Source organism: Pseudomonas sp. Bc-h (assembly GCF_002080045.1).
Classification (GTDB): domain Bacteria; phylum Pseudomonadota; class Gammaproteobacteria; order Pseudomonadales; family Pseudomonadaceae; genus Aquipseudomonas.
Map to the genome: position 1 here is coordinate 41,687 of NZ_MUIN01000014.1, position 19,295 is coordinate 60,981.

Below are 19,295 nucleotides of genomic sequence, written 5' to 3' on the forward strand. Positions count from 1 at the left end.
CATGCCCACCACTGATCCTGTTTATTTCCATCCGGCGTCGCTCAGGTTGCGCTACATAGCGGCCGTTAAGGATGCCCTTCGCGACAAGCGTATTGATGGCGAAGAACGAACCTGGCTGTTATCGCTCATTCGCTCGACGGCCGCTGACGACCCTGATCCCGTCAGGGTTGACCGACTGACCGCAGATATTGGGCCGTTGAGACCGTTCGAGCTTTCGGCAAGTCTGGTGCTCAGTCATGACCATCCCGGCAACGGCCGAGTGTTTCTGTTGTCTCTGGAACACGGTATCGAAGCCTTCGCGGATCGTGAGCTGCTTCGGCGTTCGCTATGCGCGCGCTTCGCAGGCGATGACGACAGCACGGTGTTCGAGGCTGAGAAGGTTGAGGGTGACCCGTTCAAGGCTCAGATGTACGCAATCATCGATCAGCAGGTCGATCAGCTCAGCCAGTTGACCGATCAGTTGCGCTCGACGCCAACCTTGTACGACGCCGCGACCACATCGATGGCTCGTCAATTGCGCGAGCGCTTCCCGAAAGCGTCCATCGATCCAGAGGTGCATTTGTTGCAGGTGGTGGCTGATTCGAATACCGATGACGACCTGTTTCCTGTCACTCAGACCCTGGCGCAGACCGCGTTCGACGAGTGCTGCAATGTGCAGATGACGGAGGGCTACAAGCGACGGTTTCTCGATGTTCAGGGCCAGCTCGCCAGCGTTGCGGACAGCGCATTGTTTTCCCGGGCACTGACCGACGCCACCGACGGGGTAGACGAGCAATACGCGAACCTGCTCGAAGCGTTCTGGAAGGGCTCCTGGGATGGGAAACTCAGCCGCCGCGATCTGGCGGTCGACGCATTTTCAGGCAGCGTGCGACGTGAACTCTATCGTCTCTGGCACGACGGTGATCTGGACCCGAACAGCGCCCGGACCTTATTGCCGTTGTTGCCGTCGGCACCGGGAAATCAAACAACGAACACGCTCTGGCGTTGCAGTCAGATGCTGTTGAAGATCGGTGCCAGTGCCCATTTTCCGCTGGCAGGGTCTTTCGTGATTCAGCCAACGGATGGCAGCGATCAATCGCTGCTCTGGTTTTCTCCGGAGCACAAGCTGCTCAGTTTCACCAACCTCGCTGTCTTTACCACTTTTCTTGAATCGGTTGAGGGCCGCGAACAGCTGAAGCCTGCGCTGGCCTTGCAAAATCAGTGGGATTTGCTGGCCGAAGGGCAATGGCACATCAAGCTCAGGGAAGTCCGCGGTTCGGCGGCAGGCGATTGTGTCGATTCAATCATTGCGCTGCAGGCACGCAATTTGTTGTACGTGACGGGATTGCCCTGCGCGCCTGAAGAAACCATGGCCATGATCGATGATGCGCTGGACGTGCGTCAGCTTCTTGATCCGCGACAGGCACAGTTCAGTGCCGGGCGCTGGCGCAAGCAGACGGCGTTCGATTTCAAAGAGGTCTGGAGCCGCCCCGAAGTCCAGGATTCGAATCCGCCTCGAAGGCCGGACTCGCCGAGCGAGAGTACCCCGACAAGCCTGAGCGAATCGGACAGCGATGCCGATATCCAGGAACCACTGGATACTCAGTGGATGGAATATGCGCAAGCGTTCGATGACCGCGCCGAACGCTTGCGAGCGCTCGACAACGTTTTGTTCGATTACGCCGAGCAGTCGCTGCAGCAGTATGTCTGTGTGCTGGCCAGCGACCCGGTGCCCGTGGGTGAAATTCAAGTCCAATGGCTCGAATCGGCCCCCGTAGATACCTCCGACGTGGAGACGTCTGTGGTTCCCGTGAGCGAGGGGCAGCGACTGGTCTCCATTGGCCTGGTTGCCTTGCTGCTGGAGTGTGTCAGTGGCCATCGCTCTCAGGTCCTTGGAGCCAGCGCGCGCGTGCTGGTTGATTCGGCGGTGATGCCGGGGCACGTCGGGGTCGAACTGATCAATCACATGCTCGACAAGCTCGTGCCGACGTTCATCGAGCGCTATGTGCAGCGGTTCGCGGCCTCACAAGGCCAATGTCAGCGCCTGGGCAAGTTGAATCTGCATCCGGCAAGAGATTCACAAAGCCTGCGCGAGGAGGCTATTTGCCTCGATCTGGCGTTGGCGATCCGACAGGGGAAGATCGGCAGCGTGGCCATCGAGATGGCCCGCCAGGTCATGAACCGGCCTGAGCGTACTCTGCGCACAGCATTGGGCGTACCGCTGATTGAAGCGTTTTGCGTGTCGCTTTCCTACGACGGGCGTTCGCAAGCCATGCTTTGCGATGTGCTGGTCCTTGGGCAACCTCTGGACCAGAACGAGCCGTTGATGCTGTGGCAGGGTGCGGTGGGCTGGCGCTCATTCTCCTCGATCGAGCAACTGCAAGACACCTTGCAGCGTGAGCTCCATCGAACGGAGGCTGACCGTTGGCTGAACCTTTTGAGCACTGGTGATCGCATCCTCTTGCACAGCCATTTGATCAAGGCGTCTGGCAATGAGGTGACAGTACAACTGACGAAAATCGAGGGGCATGCGATCAAGGCCCTTGAGCAGAATGCCTTGTATCGCAAGCAACAGGATCTGCGGCAGCTTTGCCTGCAAGCCCGGCGTTGCCGTTTCGAGGCCGGTCTGTTCAGACGCCTTGCCACTCAAGGCGAATTCGACGTGCTGCTCGCCAATCTGCTCGACGGGTTGTCGGTACGAATTGAGAACACTGTCTTTGAAGCCATGTTGCCGGAATGGGTCGAGCTGGCATCGGTCGCCGACCTGAAGCGTTACTACGAGATTTTCACTCGGTTGTACCTGAGCCCCGACGGTACCAGGGATTTTCTGTTCGATATTCCGTCGATGCGCGATTACGCACGCGAACGGTTGGTCAATCAGTTGAGCAAGGATTTTCCGACGCAGGCGTTGAATATCAATCAGATCAAGGTGATCGCTCGCCGTTATGTGACGGGTTTTCCGGTACCGGAGAATTCTCTGACTTTTATCCCGGCTGCAACCGACAAACGCAGCCAATCGCTGGTCGACTACGCGATCAATCGTTTCGTCGATATGCAGGATGCCGCCCTGAGTATCGAGTCGGCCCGGCAGCCTCAGGCTGTACGTTTGCTCACCCCTGACTACTTGCGAGAGTTGGTCAAAAAACTGGATGTCGGCGCCGGTTATGTCGCGTTGCTGCGTAAGGCATTGAGGCCGGGTGAAGCGGATTACACCACACGTAAACGCCTGTTCATCCAGCAATTGCCTGCGACGCAACTGGCTCTGGCCTTGCCGGATAAGGTCAAGGGCAGGATCAGTGCGCAGGGTTACGACTTCATCGCCAGCGTGTTCGACATGCCTGATGGTATCGCCCGGGAATCGGTGGGCGGCGTCAAGGTCATTCTGAGCCCGCTGAAAATGGTGTTCGATGAGGGGGTGACTCCGGATCTGGTCGCTGGCGTTTATCTGATTTGCCCGGCCGACCCCGACACCGGTCCGGTGCTGTTGTATGCGATCAACCATCCGCCGTTCACGTTTCGCGAGTACAAAAATCAGGCAACGTTGCTGGACGCTATCTGCATGGATCGATCGTTGCAGAGCTTGTTGTTCGAGCGCCTGGATCCGGAGGTGCGAGCGCGCTATGTCCATCGTGCAAGCATGGAGTCGCATGTGCCGTTTTCACTCGGGCTTTACTACTTGCCGATCCGTGCCCCGGGACCGGTTACCGTCGAGATCGAGGAGATCACCGGCAACTCCTTGCTCTATCTGTTCAGCGGTACCGTCAAGTTACTGCTGGACATGGGGATTTCCAACTCGGTGACCAACGAACAGTCTGATCACGCGGGGAGGGTGTTTCTGGCAAAGCTGGTTCTGGGCCAGGCGCTGACACTTTTACCCAGAAGACTGGCCGCGTTGGTTTCGCTCTGGCAGACCCGCACGTTGTTTCAAGCATCGGCTGTTTCGGTTTCCGGACACCGCTGGGGCGAGGCGCTCTCGGAATTCACTGCGGCATTGGGCGTCATGGCGACGGCCCGCGAGCAAGCGATCGAAGATGAGCAAGTCAGCAGCGAATCCGGCCCCACCATCGACGAGCGGGAACGCGTGCCGTTGACCTATTCCTGGCGCGGTACCGCGTTGACCGTCGAGCAACGGATCAGGCTGCAGCAACTGGAGGCGCAAAACGTCGCCTTGACGGAGATGCACCATGACGCTGCCCTCAACGTCTATAGGGGAAAACAGAACGACACACCTTATGCGGTGGTCGACGGCAAGGTTTATCAAATCAAACGCCCGGAACGGGACGGCAAGTGGATGATCGTGGGCCCTGATGGTTCGAGCGGCCCTCGAGTCTCACTCGACCACAGTCAGCGCTGGCAACTGGATCTGCAGATGGGACTCAGAGGCGGGGGAGGGGTGATCAGTACTGCCAAGGCTTCGGTAGCGTTATCCGTGGCTGAGCAGGAACTGTTGGTAGAAGCCAGCGGTATGCTCGAGATCCGCCAATTGTATCGCCCGAGGGCCAGATGCATCAGGCAGGCACATTCACAGGCCAAGCGATACCTTAAAACCGGTCTGGATAACCTGCATGCCTATGGGCCGAACGCTGCTCTGGACCCCCAGGTGAACCGCATCATCGGCGATTTTTTCGGTACCTCCAGTCCGTCCGTGGCGCTTCTGACAGAAATCCAGCGGGCGATAACGAATTTGCTAGGCGCCCTCACGGATGCTTCGCTCTCGCCGTGGTCATCGCCGCGCTTCGTGGTTGGTACCATTCGACCAGGCCGTGATCGTCCGGTCGCATTCGTGATGCCGTCGGATCCAAGACAGCGCATATTTCTCACGGATCTGTTCTTCAACATCCGTCGATTTCGTGTGACGCCTGCTGCGGCCGCGCAGGGATTCGATCAAGCCGTCCATTACCGGGCAGGCACATTGATCCATGAGCTGTCACACCTGGTGCTCGATACCAAGGACATCGCTTATCTCGATGCGCCGGCGCCGTATCCGGACCTGCTGCGGAACAATACGGCTGCGAATCTCGGCAATCGAATCGCGATCGAGCGCCTTCATAACGAGGGGCTATCGCATCAGACACCCGCAAATGAGCTGTTCACCGTTGTGGAAAATCACGTCACGCGTGATCTCGAACCCAAGGACAAGATGGGGTTTCGTGCCATTTTGCGCATCACCGGCACCAGTACCCTGGCCGAGGCGCGGGCCGTATTCTTCTCCGATACCGTCAAGCGCAGCGAAGTGATGCTTAAGAACGCGGACTCTTTGACACTGTTGATCCTGCGCCTGGGAAGACAGAGTTTTGTGACGCCCGGTCCGTTAACGACAGGAGGCTGAGGGCCCGCGAGTGAATCCGAAATTCTGCTCTTGATGTGCAGCGTTATGTAGTGCAACACCGGCAGCAGTTCTCCATACGCTCCTTGTTTATCGAAGCCCAGAACCGGTCGTGTGCCGGTAGGGGCAATTCATGAACAAGGAGTTTCCATGTCGACTTCTGCGGTTGCCTATTTCCATTCTCTTTCTCTGAAACATCGCTATCTCGACGAACTTGGCTATGCGTCGCGAAGCAAGCGTCTTGCAGCTCACGAGTCGTCCTGGCTGCAGACTCTGATTTATCCGCCCGAACCCGGCGATCCCGATCCGGTACGGGTCGATCGTATTACCCTTGAAGAGGGGGCGATCAGACCCTTCGAACTGGCGGGCGCGTTGTTACTCAGCCACACCCTGACCGATGACGCGACGGTCTACCTGTATTCGCTGACCAACGGCTTCGAGGTCTTCGAGAATCGTCATGCGTTATTGGCGCAGTTGCAGAGTCGGTTCGCCGACGGGGGCAACAACGGCGTGTTCGAAGACGAAAAAATCGATGGCGATCCGTTCCAGGCGCAAATGTTCGAGATCATCGATCAGCAAGTTGACCTAGTGACTCAGTTGACTGCGCAACTCAAGCTGACCCCGACGTTGGCAGATGTGGCGACTGCGTCGATCACCGCCGAGCTGCGCACGGCCCTTCCCTATATGCCGGTCGACCCTCGGAGCCATTTGCTGCAGATCGTTCCTCAATCCGACGTCGATGCCTCCTCGATTCTGCTCACTCAGACCCTGGCACAAGCCGCGTTCGACGACGCGTGCAAGTTGCCGAAGGCAACAGGTTTCAGGCGAAGGTTTCTCGACGCTCAGGGTGCGCAGGTCAAGGCTAGCGATGCTGCATCGTTCACCCAGGCGTTCGACTATGCCGTTGCGGGTTTTCCTGAGCTCTACATCGATCTGCTTGGAGCGTTCTGGGACGGCGCATGGAGCGATCGTCGAACGCGTCGTGATCTGGCGGTCGAGACGTTCAATAGTAGCGTCAGGCGCGAGCTCTACGGTATGCGCAGTGACGACTCGGTGAGAATGAGCAGGCTCAAGACATTGTTGTCACCGCTGCAACCGACATCCCGCCATGTGCCAGATGACAGTCCCGCGCGCTGCGCAAGGCTGGAGGTCAAGGTCGGTGACAGCGCTGGCTGTTCGCTGGCGGGAACGTTCGTCATACAACCTGGAATGGGCGACGATCGCTCGTTGCTGTGGTTTTCACCGTCACATCGATTCGTAGGTTTTGACGATCTGGCGTCATTGACTGCGTACCTGACAACGGCTCAGGGCCGCGAGCAATTGCGGCCTGCATTGGCGATCGAGGACCAGCCGCTGCTGCGCAGGCAAGGTCCGCTGCGGGTTGAACTGCGGCACGTGACCACGCCGTTGTGCGCCGATCGTGTCGATTCGATCCTGGCGTTGCAGGCGCGAAATCTGAGCTATGTACTGGGGCTCAGCTGTGCCCCGGAAAACAGGATGGCGCTGGTCGACGATGGCCTGGACATTCGTCTGTTGTTGGATCCGCGACAATTGCAGTTCAGCAGCAGGCGCTGGCATCCAGAGGCGTCCTTCGATTTCGCAGATGCCTGGCTGGCGCCGCCTGTCGCCACGCAACCGGGTACGTCTGCGGATGGAAGTGAAGTCGCCAGCCCGGTGACGTCAGACGCCGTCACTGGCAAGACGAGGAAAATGCCCGCGTCATGGAAAGAATGGGTCAATGTTCTCGAGTCACGTGCCGAGAGCCTACGCGGGCTGGACAATGTGCTGCTCGACCAGATTGAGCAGGTGCTGCTGGGCTATCTGTGCGTATTGGTGGATGGCACGGTATCGGCCAGGAACATCAAGGCGCAGTGGTTAGGACCGGTTCCCGTCGAAGCGACCGGCGCTGCCGTCGATTCCCCCCATGAGAGCGCGTCGAGGCCAGAGATTTCAAGGGACCTGGTGTCACTGCTGTTCGAAGCCGTCAGTGGTCATGGTCCGAGGATCCTGCCGGACGATGCTCACGTGCTGATCGGCGATGAGAGGCCGCGAGGGCGCATCAAGACTGAGCTGATCAATCACATGCTCGCCAAGGCTGTGATGAACTTTGAAGACCGTTATTTTGAAAGATTCAGGCAGTCACGCAGTGAACTTCAGCGTCAGGGCAAGCAGTATCTGCGGCCGGATGAGGAGTCGATCAGCTTGAGGGAGGACGCACTACGCCTGGATCTGTGGCTGGCGCAGCGGCTCAAACGTATCGATCACAATATGAACGCTATGGTCCGGCAAGTGCTGGACCGTCCTGTGCGTTCGCTGCGCACGGCATTGCCGGGACTCGCTGTCGAGGCCTATTCAGTGGTGGTGTCCTATGACGATGTTTCCCCGATCACCCTGACTGATGCCCTGATGGTGATGCGACCCTTCAATCCGGATAGCCGCGTAATGCTTTGGTGCGGCGGATTTGGCTGGCGCAGCTTTGCCTCACTTGAGCATCTGCAGACTTTTCTGAAGTGCCAGTTTCACACCGCTCAGCAGGAACATTGGCTGGAGCTGATGAGTGAGAATGATCGCCGTATGCTGCGCAAGCACCTGTGCAAAGAGTCCGATAACCAGGTGACGATTCTGCTGGACAGAATCGACGGGCATCTGGTCACTGCCTTGCAGCAATCGGTGGTCGACCGCCGCGCACAGGATCTGCGGCAGCTGATCTTGCGCGCTGAACGATACCGAATGGATGCCAGGCTGCTGACGCAGGTCGCACACACGACCGAACCCGACACGCAACTGGATACCCTGCTGGATGCGCTATGGGTAAGAATCGATGCCGCTCTGTTCGAGGCGCGACTCCCTTCATGGGTACACTCGGCGACGATTGCCGATCTCAATCTTTACAACGATATCTGGCGGCGATACTACCTGGCGAGCGAGGACGGCAAGGATTATCTGTTCGGCATTGCGTCCCTGGAGGACTATTCACGCCAAGGGCTGTTGAAACGGCTGAGCCAGGATTTCCCCGGACACCAGTTCGACCCGGACAAGATCATTGTGACGTCCAGGAGTTACACGCCTGCCCCGGTGCCAACCGGCAATACGCCTGGCTTGGTAGCTGCTGGAGCCAGTATTCATCGTGAGTCGCTGACTGCGTTTGCCGTCAACCGCTTTATCCAGTATCAGGGGGCGGTGGAGAGTGTCGAACCGCAGGGCCAGCCTCACGCGGCCGCACTACTGACCGATGACTACTTGAGGGCGCTGGTCAAAAGTCTGGATGTCGGGGCTGGCTACATGACCTTGCTGCGTAAGGCACTGTCGCCCTGATGACCCAAGTTACGCGTTGCGCAATCGGCTTTTCGTCGAGCAGTTGCCACCCTTGCTGCTCGCAGTGGCGCTGCCGCAAAGAATCAAAGACAAAGACAGGGACAAATACAAGAAAGACGAGGAGGGCCCTCTGAGCGCCAAGGCGTTCGAGTTCATTTCCCAAGTGGTCGATATGCCGGACAGCGCCGCCCGGGAACCGATTGATGGCACCCATGTAATCCTCAGCCCACTGCAACTGGTGGCCGATGCGGGCATGGCACCGGACAGGGTAACGGGGGTGCACCTGATTTGCCCGTCTGATTGCGCAGCGGGACCCGTGGTGCTCTACGCGATGTATCACCCGGAATTCACGTTCCGTGAATACGAAAATGAGCAAGCGCTGATGGACGGGATCCGCGGCGACGAGTCCTTGCAGCGAATGCTTTTGCAGCGCCTTGAACCGCAAGCGCGCCGACGCTACGCCTACGGCGGATTCAACGAGCCGCACGTGCCATTTTATACCCAGGGTTTCGCGGTAACCCGACGCAAGCCGGGGCCGGTCACCGTAGCGCTTGCAGAGGTCACGGGCGATGCGCTGCAGTTTCTGTTCCAGGACACCCTCAGATTGCTGCTCGACATGGGTGTTGACAATACGGTGACCAATGATCAGGTCGATTGGGCAGGGCGCGCTTTTCTGGCGACATTGGGCGTTCAGCAGGCGTTGACTCTGTTGCCGGGCAAACTGGCAACGCTGATGACCCTATGGCAGAGCGAGTCTCTGTTCAGTGCCTCGGTAGCGTCGGTCTCGCACCATCGCTGGGGGGAGGGACTTTCCGAGTTCTCCGCAGCGCTGGGGGTCCTGATCACGGCCCGGCAGCAGACCATTGAGGAGCCGGTGTCGGGTGAGCCGGAAGGCGCGGGACCGGGTGACTTCGGAAATGAAGATGAAGAGCCATCGGCAACTTTTTCCTGGCGCAATACAACCCTGAATGCCGAACAGCGCTCCAGACTACAGCGCCTTGAGGCAAAAGGCGTCGCCATCGCCGAGATGCACCACGACGGTTTTCTCAACCAATACGTGGATCAGGCTGGCGTACGCTACGCAGTGGTGGAGGGCAAGGTCTACCAGGTCAGCGAAGATAAAGAGAACGGATTCTGGAGCATTGTCGGTGCGCACGGAGCGCCAGGTCCCAAGCTTGTGGCCGATGAGAAGCAGCGTTGGCGAATGGATCTGTCCCTGCGATTAAGGGGCGGGGGCCCTGTCGCCAGCAAATACCATGCAGTGCGCGCCGAATACAGTGCAGATGATGTGATGATTATCGAAGCCAGCGGTATGCCAGCCATTCGGCCGAAGTATCCCGACAAGGCAAGGCGCATAGCTGAGGCTCATCGTCAGGCCGAGCATTACCTTCAAAACTGTCTGGATAACCTCAACGTCCACCAGCGGGGCAAGGCCCTTGACGCACGGGTGACAGGGATCATTGGAGACTTCTTCGGCACTGCGCGGCCACGTCGAGATTTGCTGGTCAAAACCGAACGAACCATACGGACTTTGTACGATGCGATCTCGGATATTTCGCTGAAGCCTTTTACATCTCCCCGTTTCGTCGTTGGCATCAATAAGGCAGCGTATAGCGATGTGACGGCGTTCGTGATCAAGGCAGATCCGAAAAAACGCATATTTCTGACGGACCTGTTCTTCAAAGCGCCGAATTATCAGCTCACCCCCAAGGCAGTTAGCAGCGGATTCGTAGCCCCAAGGCACTTTCGCGCTGCGAACCTGATCCACGAGTTGTCGCATCTGGTCCTCGATACCCATGACATCGCGTATCTGGAGTCGATGGCGCCGTATCCGGATCTGCTGCGGGCGGATACCCCCTCCAACGCCTCGGTGCAGAGTCACATCCAGCTATTGCATCGTGCGCGGTTGTCCCCTCACGGCCCCCGACGTGAGCTTTTTACCCTTACGGAAAACGGCGTGCGAAGAGATATCACCCACGCCGACGAGCGTGGCCTCGAGACGATCTTTCGCATCACCCAGACGAGTGACCTGAGAGACGCGCGAGACGAGTTCATGACCGACGTCAAGAAACGCAGCGAGGTCATGCTCAGCAATGCCGACTCTGTTGCCTTGCTCGCCGTACGCCTGGGACGATACAACTACTCAGTGCCATAACCCGAGATCTTTGACGTCGCTGCAGAGCGGCAGCGGCGTCAGTGAATCCGAAATTCAAGTGTATGTGGGCAGCGTTATGTAACGCAGACGACAGACCGCTTGGCTCTACGCTCCTTGTCAACATTGCCCTGCCTGTCGGGGCCGGGCAGACCATGACCAAGGAGCTCTCATGTCCATTGCAACCCTTTCATACTTTCACAGCGGCCAACTCAGGCAGCGCTATATCAATGAACTCGATGCAGCGCGACAGGAGGGGCGTGTTCACGCCGATGATGACCTGTGGCTGAAACGCGTCACCCTCTTGTCGAGTGCTGCCGACCCGGATTCTGTAAGGGTTGAGCACCTTACCGGCAATGAGTCCCTCCAGCCTTCAGAGCTCGCGGCAGCGCTGGCTGTCAGCCGTCCGCTGGTCGAGGGCTCGCGGTCTTACCTGTTCACGCTGGCCAACGGGTTCGAGATGTTCTCGGATCGGCAGGCACTGACAGCATCAGTTCGGGCAAGGTTTGGCGAGGGAAACGCCACTGTGTCGTTTGAAGAAAAACAGATCGAAGGTGACCCATTCCAGTCGCAGATGCTGGCGATCATCGACCAGCAGGTTCAGCTCGTGGGGACGCTGACTGACCAACTGAAACGGATCCCGTCGCTGTTCGAGGCCTCCACTGCTTCCCTCGCGAGGCAGATGCGCAAGACCTTGCCGGAGTATCGGGTGGATCCCGGAACTCATTTGCTGCAGATCGTCGGTGAGGCAAAAGGCGACGTCGAATCCGCATTGGTGACTCAAACCCTGGCGTCGGCCGCTCTAGACGAATTTTGCAACGTGCAGATCGAGGAGGGCTTCGAGCGGCGTTTTCTGGATAACGAAGGCAATCCGGTCAGTGCTGACGACGCACGATTGTTTGCGCGGGCACTACGCAAGGCGGCAGAGGGAGTCGCAGGACGCTACGCAGAGTTGCTCGCCGACTTCTGGGGTTCCAGCGGGGGCGGTGAATTATCGCGCCGTGACCTCGCCGTCAAGACGCTGCTCAACGGGCTGCGCAGCGATATCTATTGCCACCGTGACAGTGGCAAATTCGATTCGCAGTGGCTAAAACGGCTACTGACGTTGGTGCAAGCGGATTCGGATGATCTGGCGCAGGGCAGCCGGCCGCGTTGCGAAAGCCTGAGCATCATGATCGGCGATAGCGACTGGTATCCACTGGCGGCAACGTTCGTGGTGCGAACCGGAGCCGACGACGATCATTCGTTGCTCTGGTTTTCCCCGAACCACACCCTGACCCTGTTCAAGGATGCCTCCACGCTGAGCGCGCTTTTCGCAACCGAGGCAGGCAAGAATCAGATTCGTCCGCTGCTGGCGCTGGAAGATCAGGCCGTGCTGCAGCAAGAAGGGGTGATGCGGGTCAGTCTGAAGCCGATCGACGGACCTCTGTTCGCCAACCGGGTCGACTCCATCATCGAATTGCAACAAAGCAATCTTGCCTATGTGATGGGCTTGTCGCCTGTTCCTCGAGAGGCGAGCGCGAGGATCGACGATGCGCTCGACATTCGTCAGCTTCTCGACCCTCGGCAGCTGCAACTCACGGCTGGACGCTGGCGCCGGGATGCGCCGTTCGAATTTCATGAGGTGTGGCTCAAGTCTCCCGCGGGCGAAGCGGTTCGGTCGGCGACAGCGAGCGAGGAGGGCCAGCAGGACGACGCGGCTCGTCACGTCCCCTTGAAGATGACGTTGTCCGCTGCCTGGAAGGACCTGGCGCAAGACTTCTATTCCAGATTCGACCGTTTGCAAGGGCTGGACAATGCGCTGCTCGATCATGCACAGCAAGCGTTGCAACGATACATCTGTGTATGGCCGGGTGGTGCGGCAAGAACCAGCGACATCGAGGTGAGTTGGGTCGAGTCTGTTTCGGACGATCTTTTCAGCGTTGAGACCTACGCCGTACCGACGGCTCCGGGGCAGGCGAGGGTTACGATGAAACTGACCTCATTCCTGCTTGAGGCCCTCAGTGGCCATCGGTCGAGGCACCTGGCAGCAGATGCGCAGATTCTGTACCAGTCCTGGACAGTCCGGGGAGATATATCCCTCAGCGTTTTCAACCATATGCTGGACAAGGTCGGCAGGTCTTTCACCGATCATTACATCGAACACTTTCGGCAATCGAGGGGCGGTGTTCAACGGCAGGGCGACAGACAGGTAAAACCGCACGCAGAAGCATTTGAGTTGCGACAGGATGCGATGCGTCTGTTCCTGACTCTGGCGAAAAGGCATGCCAGTACTGATGCACCGGCCGTCATGCTGGTTGAGCAGGTGTTGGATCGCCCCGTACGCGCATTGAGGGCGAACTTCGGTTTGTCCATGACTGAAGCATCCCTGGTTTCGGTGTTGTGGAACGACAATGCGTCAGCCGTGTTCTGCGACACCCTGGCAGTGACGCAGCCCCACGATCAGAACAGCCCTGTGGTGCTCTGGAACGGTGAGAGGGGCTGGCGACAGTTTGCGTCCCAGGAGCAGATGAAACAGGTGTTGCTGCGCGAGCTGCAACACACTCACCCCGAGCGCTGGCTCAAACGGTTGGGGGAGCGAGACAGCAGGTTGCTGCGTGCTCGCCTGCTGGAAGCGTCTGGCAATGAAATACGGATCGAGCTGGAAAGGATCGATGGTCACGCCATCGAAAGGCTCCAGGAGATTATTTTCGAACGCCGCGAACAGGATCTGCGGCAACTCGCCAGCTTCGCCTCGCGTTGTCGTCTCGAGGCGGGTCTTTTTCAGCGACTGGCAGGTGAATTCGAAGCTGATCGGCAGCTCTCGGGTGTGATCGGCAGATTGTCCGTGAGGATTTCGAATCGGCTCTTCGAAGAAAAAATGCCGGCATGGATAAAAACTGCAAGCGTTCCCGACCTGAAGCGTTTTTATCAGATCCTTCGACGTCTCTACCTGGCACATGAAGATGGCAAGAACTTTTTGTTCGGTCTCCCCACATTAAAGGCCTATGCGCGCGAGCAACTGATGAGAAAACTGGAGGAGGATCACAGCGGTCAGTTGCTTGATCCCGACCAGATACACGTTCATCTACGCCACGACCTGACGTCACCCCCACCGGGTCCCGGTGCTCTGGGCCTGGGCAGCACGGGGGAGTACTACACTGAGTCATTGACTGACTATGCGATCAATCGGTTTTCGGATAAACCATTCGGGACCCTGGGATTTTCCTCGATAGATTACCCGCAAGTGGCGACCGAATTGACCGAAAACGGTGTTGTGTCCCTGGTCAGAGGTCTGGATGTGGCAGCGGCTCACGCCTCGATGCTGCGGGAGGCATTTTCACCGCAAGCTGCCAATTATGGGGAGAGAGTCCGACTTTTCAGCGCCCAATTGCCGCCGAGACTATTGGTGGAAGCCTTGCCGAAACGACTTCAGAACGAGTTGACCGAGCAGGCGTACGACTTTATTTCAGCAATAGTCGAGATGCCCGATGCCACTGCCCGCCGTCCGGTAAAGGGTGTTCAGGTGATGCTTAGCCCGTTGCAACTTCGTATCGGCGGTCGACCCGAACTGCATGCGATCCCAGGGGTTCACCTGATTTGCCCCGCGGTTGAGGAAGGGCCGATTGTTGTGTTGGTGATGTACCACCCCGACCTGATATTTCTCGAGTACTCCAGTCGACGAGAGCTGCTGAAGGACCTTCGCAACAATCGTGCATTGCAGAAAATGCTCGCGGCACGGCTGGAAACGCATGTTCGTGCGCACAGCATCCCACCGCCGGGCGATATTGGCGAGACAGTCGAGGGGCTCATGCATATCTCGCAAGCGTTATTCAATACGCCCAAACCGGTGACCTTTGAGATCAAGGAAGTCAAAGGTAATGCGCTGTCGTTTCTGCTACAGGACACCGTCGACATTTTGCTGCATGTCGAGGCGTCCAGCGTAACGACTAACGAGCAGGATGATCAGGCAAGCCACGGCTTTTTGATGTCCCTCTTCCAGCAGCAGTTGCTGGCCCTCGCGCCAGGTCGGCTTGGAGTTTCGGTAGGGGCCTGGCAGGCCCGCTACCAGATCAGTGACGGCGTGGACGCGACGATCGGGCATAAGTGGGGTGAGGCACTGGCAGACTTCACTGCGGCGCTGGGTCTTCTAACGACCTTTGGGCCGCTGGGAAACGCAAACCACTCGCTCAAACAAGAGTCGGTTGAAAAGTCGGGTGGCGACTTGTCTTCGTCTCCTTTGAGTGCGGATTCTGTCCTCCAGGCGTTCTCGCCCCCTCCCTTTTCCTGGCGCAATGCCTCTCTGAGTCCCGAGCAACGTATGCGTTTGCAAGCACTGGAGGCGCAGGGTGTGGCGTTGAGCGAGATGCGATATGACGACGAGCTCAAGCTATACATCGGCAACGACAGTTCAAAATACGCGATGGTAGATGGAAAGGTATATCAGGTCCGGGAATCGGGTGATGGCACTCGGATTATCGTCGGGCCGGGAGGCACCAAAGGCCCGAAACTGAGGTATGACAGTCAAGGGAAATGGGAGCTCGACCTGAGTCTGCGTCTCAAAGGCGGGGTGGGTGCAGACTTGCTTGCCGCGGAGGAAGTTGAATCTCAAAGCAGGGCCGCGAAACAGCTGATCGTTGAAGTCAGCGGCATGAAAGATATCCGTCTCAGATATCCCGCACATGCCGAGGAGATCGAGGCGGCGCACCATAATGCCACCCTTTGTTTGAGAAACAGTTTGAGCAACCTTAATGCGCATCAACGCGGGCGCGTTGTGGACCCTGGCGTCATGGATATCATTGGCAGCTTCTTCGGTACCTCCATTCCTGACCAAGAGCTGCTGAAGGAAATTCGTGTATCGATTGAACGCTTGCTCGACGCTTTGCTGGATGATTCGCTGAATCCCGCAAATTCGACGCGCTTCATAGTGGCGACGAATCGGCTGGGGAGTGATGCGGTTGCTCTGGTCGATCCGAAGGACCCGTTGGACCGTATATACCTGACGGAAAAATTTTTTAACCCACGGCCCTATACTCTCAAGCCGCAAGCCGAGGGGTTTGATCAGCACACGCATTTCCGGGCTGCAACGCTGATCCACGAACTGTCGCACCTTGTGCTGAAAACCGAAGATATGGCTTATGTGGAGAGCGCAGCGCCTTATCCGGATCTGTTGCCGACGACCCCTGCCTACAAGCTGAGAATCAAGGACGCGCTCATGCGCACGCAGAATGGCGGATTGTCTCACCTGACTCCCAGAGACGAACTGTTCATGGTCCCTGATGAAAACGGGCATCCCCGTGATGCTGTGGACGAGGACGAGGTTGGCGTCAGTGAGTTTCTGAAGCTCACCCGAACGACGAGCCTGGCCGAAGCCCGCCGAGTATTCCTCTCCGACCCGCACCTGCGCAGCAGCGTCATGCTCAAGAATGCCGACTCGCTGACATTGCTGATCATGAAACTGGGACGAAATGACAATGCGCCGCCGAACCCATGACGAGCCCGGCGTCGTGGCTTTTTACAGCGCGTAATGCCGCAATTCGCGGGCGATCAGCAGACGCTGGATTTCGCTGGAGCCTTCGTAGATCTGGGTGATGCGCGCGTCCCGGTAATATTTTTCCACCGGGTAGTCTTCCAGATAGCCGTAGCCGCCGTGGATCTGCACCGCCTTGGAACAGACCCACTCGGCCATCTCCGAAGCGAACAGCTTGGCCTGCGAGGCCTCCGACAGACAGGGCCTGCCCGCCGTGCGCAGTCGCGCGGCGTGCAGCACCATCAGCCGTGATGCGTTGATGCGGGTGTGCATGTCGGCCAGCAGATTGGAGACGCTTTGATGCTCGATGATCGGCTTGTCGAACTGCACCCGCTCCCGCGCATAAACCAGTGCGGCTTCGAACGCGGCGCGAGCGATGCCCAAGGCCTGGGCGGCGATGCCGATGCGACCGCCTTCCAGGCCCGAGAGGGCGATCGACAGGCCCTTGCCGCGCTCGCCCAACAGGCTGGACTCGGGGATGCGGCAGTCGCTCAGGGTCACCGCGCAGGTGTCCGAGGCGCGAATGCCCATCTTGTGTTCCATGCGATCAACCGTGTAGCCGGGGTTGTCGGTGGGCACGAGAAAAGCCGAAATGCCTTTCTTGCCTAGCTCAGGGTCGGTCACCGCAAAGACGATCGCCAGTTGCGCGCGTTTGCCGTTGCTGACGAACTGCTTGGCGCCGTTGAGCACCCATTCGCCGTTCTTCAATTCGGCGCGGGTGCGCAGATTATGGGCTTCGGAACCGGCCTGGGGCTCGGTCAGGCAGAAGCAGCCGATAGCCTTGCCGCTGGCGAGTTTTTCCAGCCATTGGGCTTTTTGTTCGTCGCTGCCGTAATTGAGTATCGGCCCGCAACCCACTGAGCTGTGTACGCTCATCAGCGTGCCGGTGGCGGCGTCACCGGCGGAGATTTCTTCCACCGCCAGCGCGTAGGCGACGTAGTCGATGTAGGTGCCGCCCCATTGTTCCGGGACGATCATCCCCAAGAGGCCGAGTTCGCCAAGCTTGTCGACGAGGGCATCATCGATCCATCCGGCCTTTTCCCAGGCTTGCGCGTGGGGGGCAATTTCGTTGCGGGCGAATTCGCGAGCCATGTCGCGAATCATGATCTGTTCTTCGGTCAGTTCAAGGTCTTGCATGGGTCACGCCTCATGACCGCTGAAAAAACTCGCCACATGCTCGGTGCTCAGGGCCTGCACGCTGGACGGGTTCCATTGCGGTTTCTTGTCTTTGTCTACGATCAAGGCGCGCACGCCTTCGATCAGGTCGCCCCGTTCGAACCATTGCCGATCCAGATGCAACTCCAGGTCGAAACAGGCCTCAAGCGGCAGGTGGCGACCACGGCGCAGCATCTCCAGGGTCACGGCCATCGCAAGGGGTGAACGGGTTTTCATCAGGTTGGCAGTGTCGACGGCCCAGCGATGGGTATCGATGACGGTCACTTCCAACAGCTGTTCGATGATGCTCGGAATGTCCGGCAGGCCAAAGAAATGATCGATGGCCGGACGCAGTTTTTCCAGCGGTGGATCGGGGAGCTTCTGCACGCCAATCTTGGCCAGCACGCCTTGAATGTCCTTCAGCGGGGTCAGCGTCCACTTCAGGTGGTCGAGCTGGCGATCGAGATCGTCGAATCGCGCGCTTTGCAGGTACCAGTCGGCAAGGCCGCAATACAGCGCGTCGGCGGCCTGAATCTGCACACCGGTCACCCCGAGATAGACGCCCAGCTCACCCTGCACCCTGGGCAGGAAGTAGCTGCCGCCGACATCCGGGAAATAGCCGATGGCCACTTCCGGCATGGCCAAGCGACTGCGTTCAGTCACCACGCGCAGATCCACGCCTTGCGCCAGGCCCATGCCGCCACCCAGCACAAAGCCGTCCATCAAGGCCATGACCGGTTTGCGGTAGTGATGCAGGGTAAGGTCCAGAGCGTATTCTTCGACGAAGAAGTCCTGGTGCTCGGTCTGGCCGCTTTTGAAGCTGTCGTACAGCGAACGGATATCGCCGCCGGCGCAGAAGGCCTTTTCCCCGGCGCCACGCAGGACCACGGCATAGACCTTGTCGTCTGTGGCCCATTCGTCCAGTTGCTGTTGCAGTTGGCGGACCATTTCCAGATCGATGGCATTGAGCCCTTGCGGGCGGTTGAGGGTGATGTGGCCGATGTGATTGCGTACTTCGGACAGAACGGTGTCGCAGGCCGGTTCCTGACCTGAAGACTGGGCCGATACTACCTGTGCCGTCATCGCTGACTCCCTGTGGCTTTTTTTATTGCTCGTTCAGGCGACCGCGAGAGCCGCACTCCATGAGGTTCACCAGGGATGCTAACAGTGCAATTTTGCAAATGACAATGAAGAATCGTGCATCACCGGTGTGCATCTTTGCATGGGCGCGGAGTGTGCCCATGCGCGCTGAACGTCTTAGCGCAGAACGCTGTCAGCGAGAATCGCGGAGAAGCTTTCCAGCGCTGCCAGGTTGCGTTGCGCCTTGGCCAGCAACACGGCGCCTTGCAGGGAAGAAACGACGAACAGCGCCACCTGACGACTGTTGAAGTCACTTGGCAAATCGCCAGCGCTGATCGCCTCGTCTAGACAACTGCAGATGAGGCCGCAAAGCCAGCCATAGATTTCCACCAACCGCAGGCGAATCGGTTCGCTGTGCTCGGTGCTTTCAGCCGTAAAGTTGCCGAACAGGCAACCCTTGTTGAGGCCGCATTCCAGCGCGCCCTTGTGATAGTCGACATAGGCAAGCACTCGTGCAATGGGTGGCAGCGACGCATTGAGCAAGGTCTGTTCGACCATCTGTCGGGCGCTGTCTAAATAGAGATCGATGATCTCGAGGCCGAAGGCTTCCTTGGACACGAAATGGTTGGTGAACGAGCCCTGAGGCACGCCGGCCGCCTGCACGATATCGCGCACACTGGCGCCCGCGAAGCCGCGCTCATGCACGACCTTCAGGCCTTCAGTCAGTATTTTTTCACGATGCGATGGTTTAGCCATGGATGATCAACATGCCTGTATAT

7 protein-coding genes are annotated in these 19,295 nt (G+C 58.4%); 4 read left to right on the plus strand and 3 right to left on the minus strand.

The window, feature by feature from the left end:
- The first annotated feature begins 1 nt into the window (after position 1).
- From BWR59_RS26635 to BWR59_RS26650, 4 genes are all read left to right on the plus strand, one after another.
- Entirely contained in the window at positions 2 to 5,308 is a 5,307-nt protein-coding gene (locus BWR59_RS26635; RefSeq protein ID WP_081568679.1) for a DUF6543 domain-containing protein, read from the plus strand.
- A gap of 147 nt (positions 5,309 to 5,455) precedes the next feature.
- Complete coding sequence (locus BWR59_RS26640; protein ID WP_081568680.1) at positions 5,456 to 8,620, plus strand: DUF6543 domain-containing protein; 3,165 nt, start codon at positions 5,456 to 5,458, stop codon at positions 8,618 to 8,620.
- A 52-nt stretch (positions 8,621 to 8,672) separates the two neighbouring features.
- The gene (locus tag BWR59_RS26645; RefSeq protein ID WP_143490959.1) at positions 8,673 to 10,775 is read left to right on the plus strand and encodes a DUF6543 domain-containing protein; all 2,103 of its coding nucleotides are present in this window, start codon (positions 8,673 to 8,675) and stop codon (positions 10,773 to 10,775) included.
- 169 nt (positions 10,776 to 10,944) lie between these two features.
- Complete coding sequence (locus BWR59_RS26650; RefSeq protein WP_081568682.1) at positions 10,945 to 16,245, plus strand: DUF6543 domain-containing protein; 5,301 nt, start codon at positions 10,945 to 10,947, stop codon at positions 16,243 to 16,245.
- A 21-nt stretch (positions 16,246 to 16,266) separates the two neighbouring features.
- Here BWR59_RS26650 and BWR59_RS26655 read toward each other — a convergent pair whose 3' ends face one another.
- From BWR59_RS26655 to BWR59_RS26665, 3 genes are all read right to left on the minus strand, one after another.
- Positions 16,267 to 17,418, minus strand: coding sequence for an acyl-CoA dehydrogenase family protein (locus BWR59_RS26655; RefSeq protein ID WP_081568683.1), 1,152 nt, complete (start codon positions 17,416 to 17,418; stop codon positions 16,267 to 16,269).
- Between the two features lie 3 nt (positions 17,419 to 17,421).
- A complete protein-coding gene (locus tag BWR59_RS26660) occupies positions 17,422 to 18,519 on the minus strand; it encodes an enoyl-CoA hydratase/isomerase family protein (protein ID WP_081568684.1) in 1,098 nt (365 codons plus the stop codon).
- A 174-nt stretch (positions 18,520 to 18,693) separates the two neighbouring features.
- Positions 18,694 to 19,272 carry a TetR/AcrR family transcriptional regulator gene (locus BWR59_RS26665; protein WP_081568685.1) on the minus strand — a complete coding sequence of 193 codons (579 nt, stop codon included), beginning with the start codon at positions 19,270 to 19,272 and terminating at the stop codon, positions 18,694 to 18,696.
- Between the last annotated feature and the right edge of the window lie 23 nt (positions 19,273 to 19,295).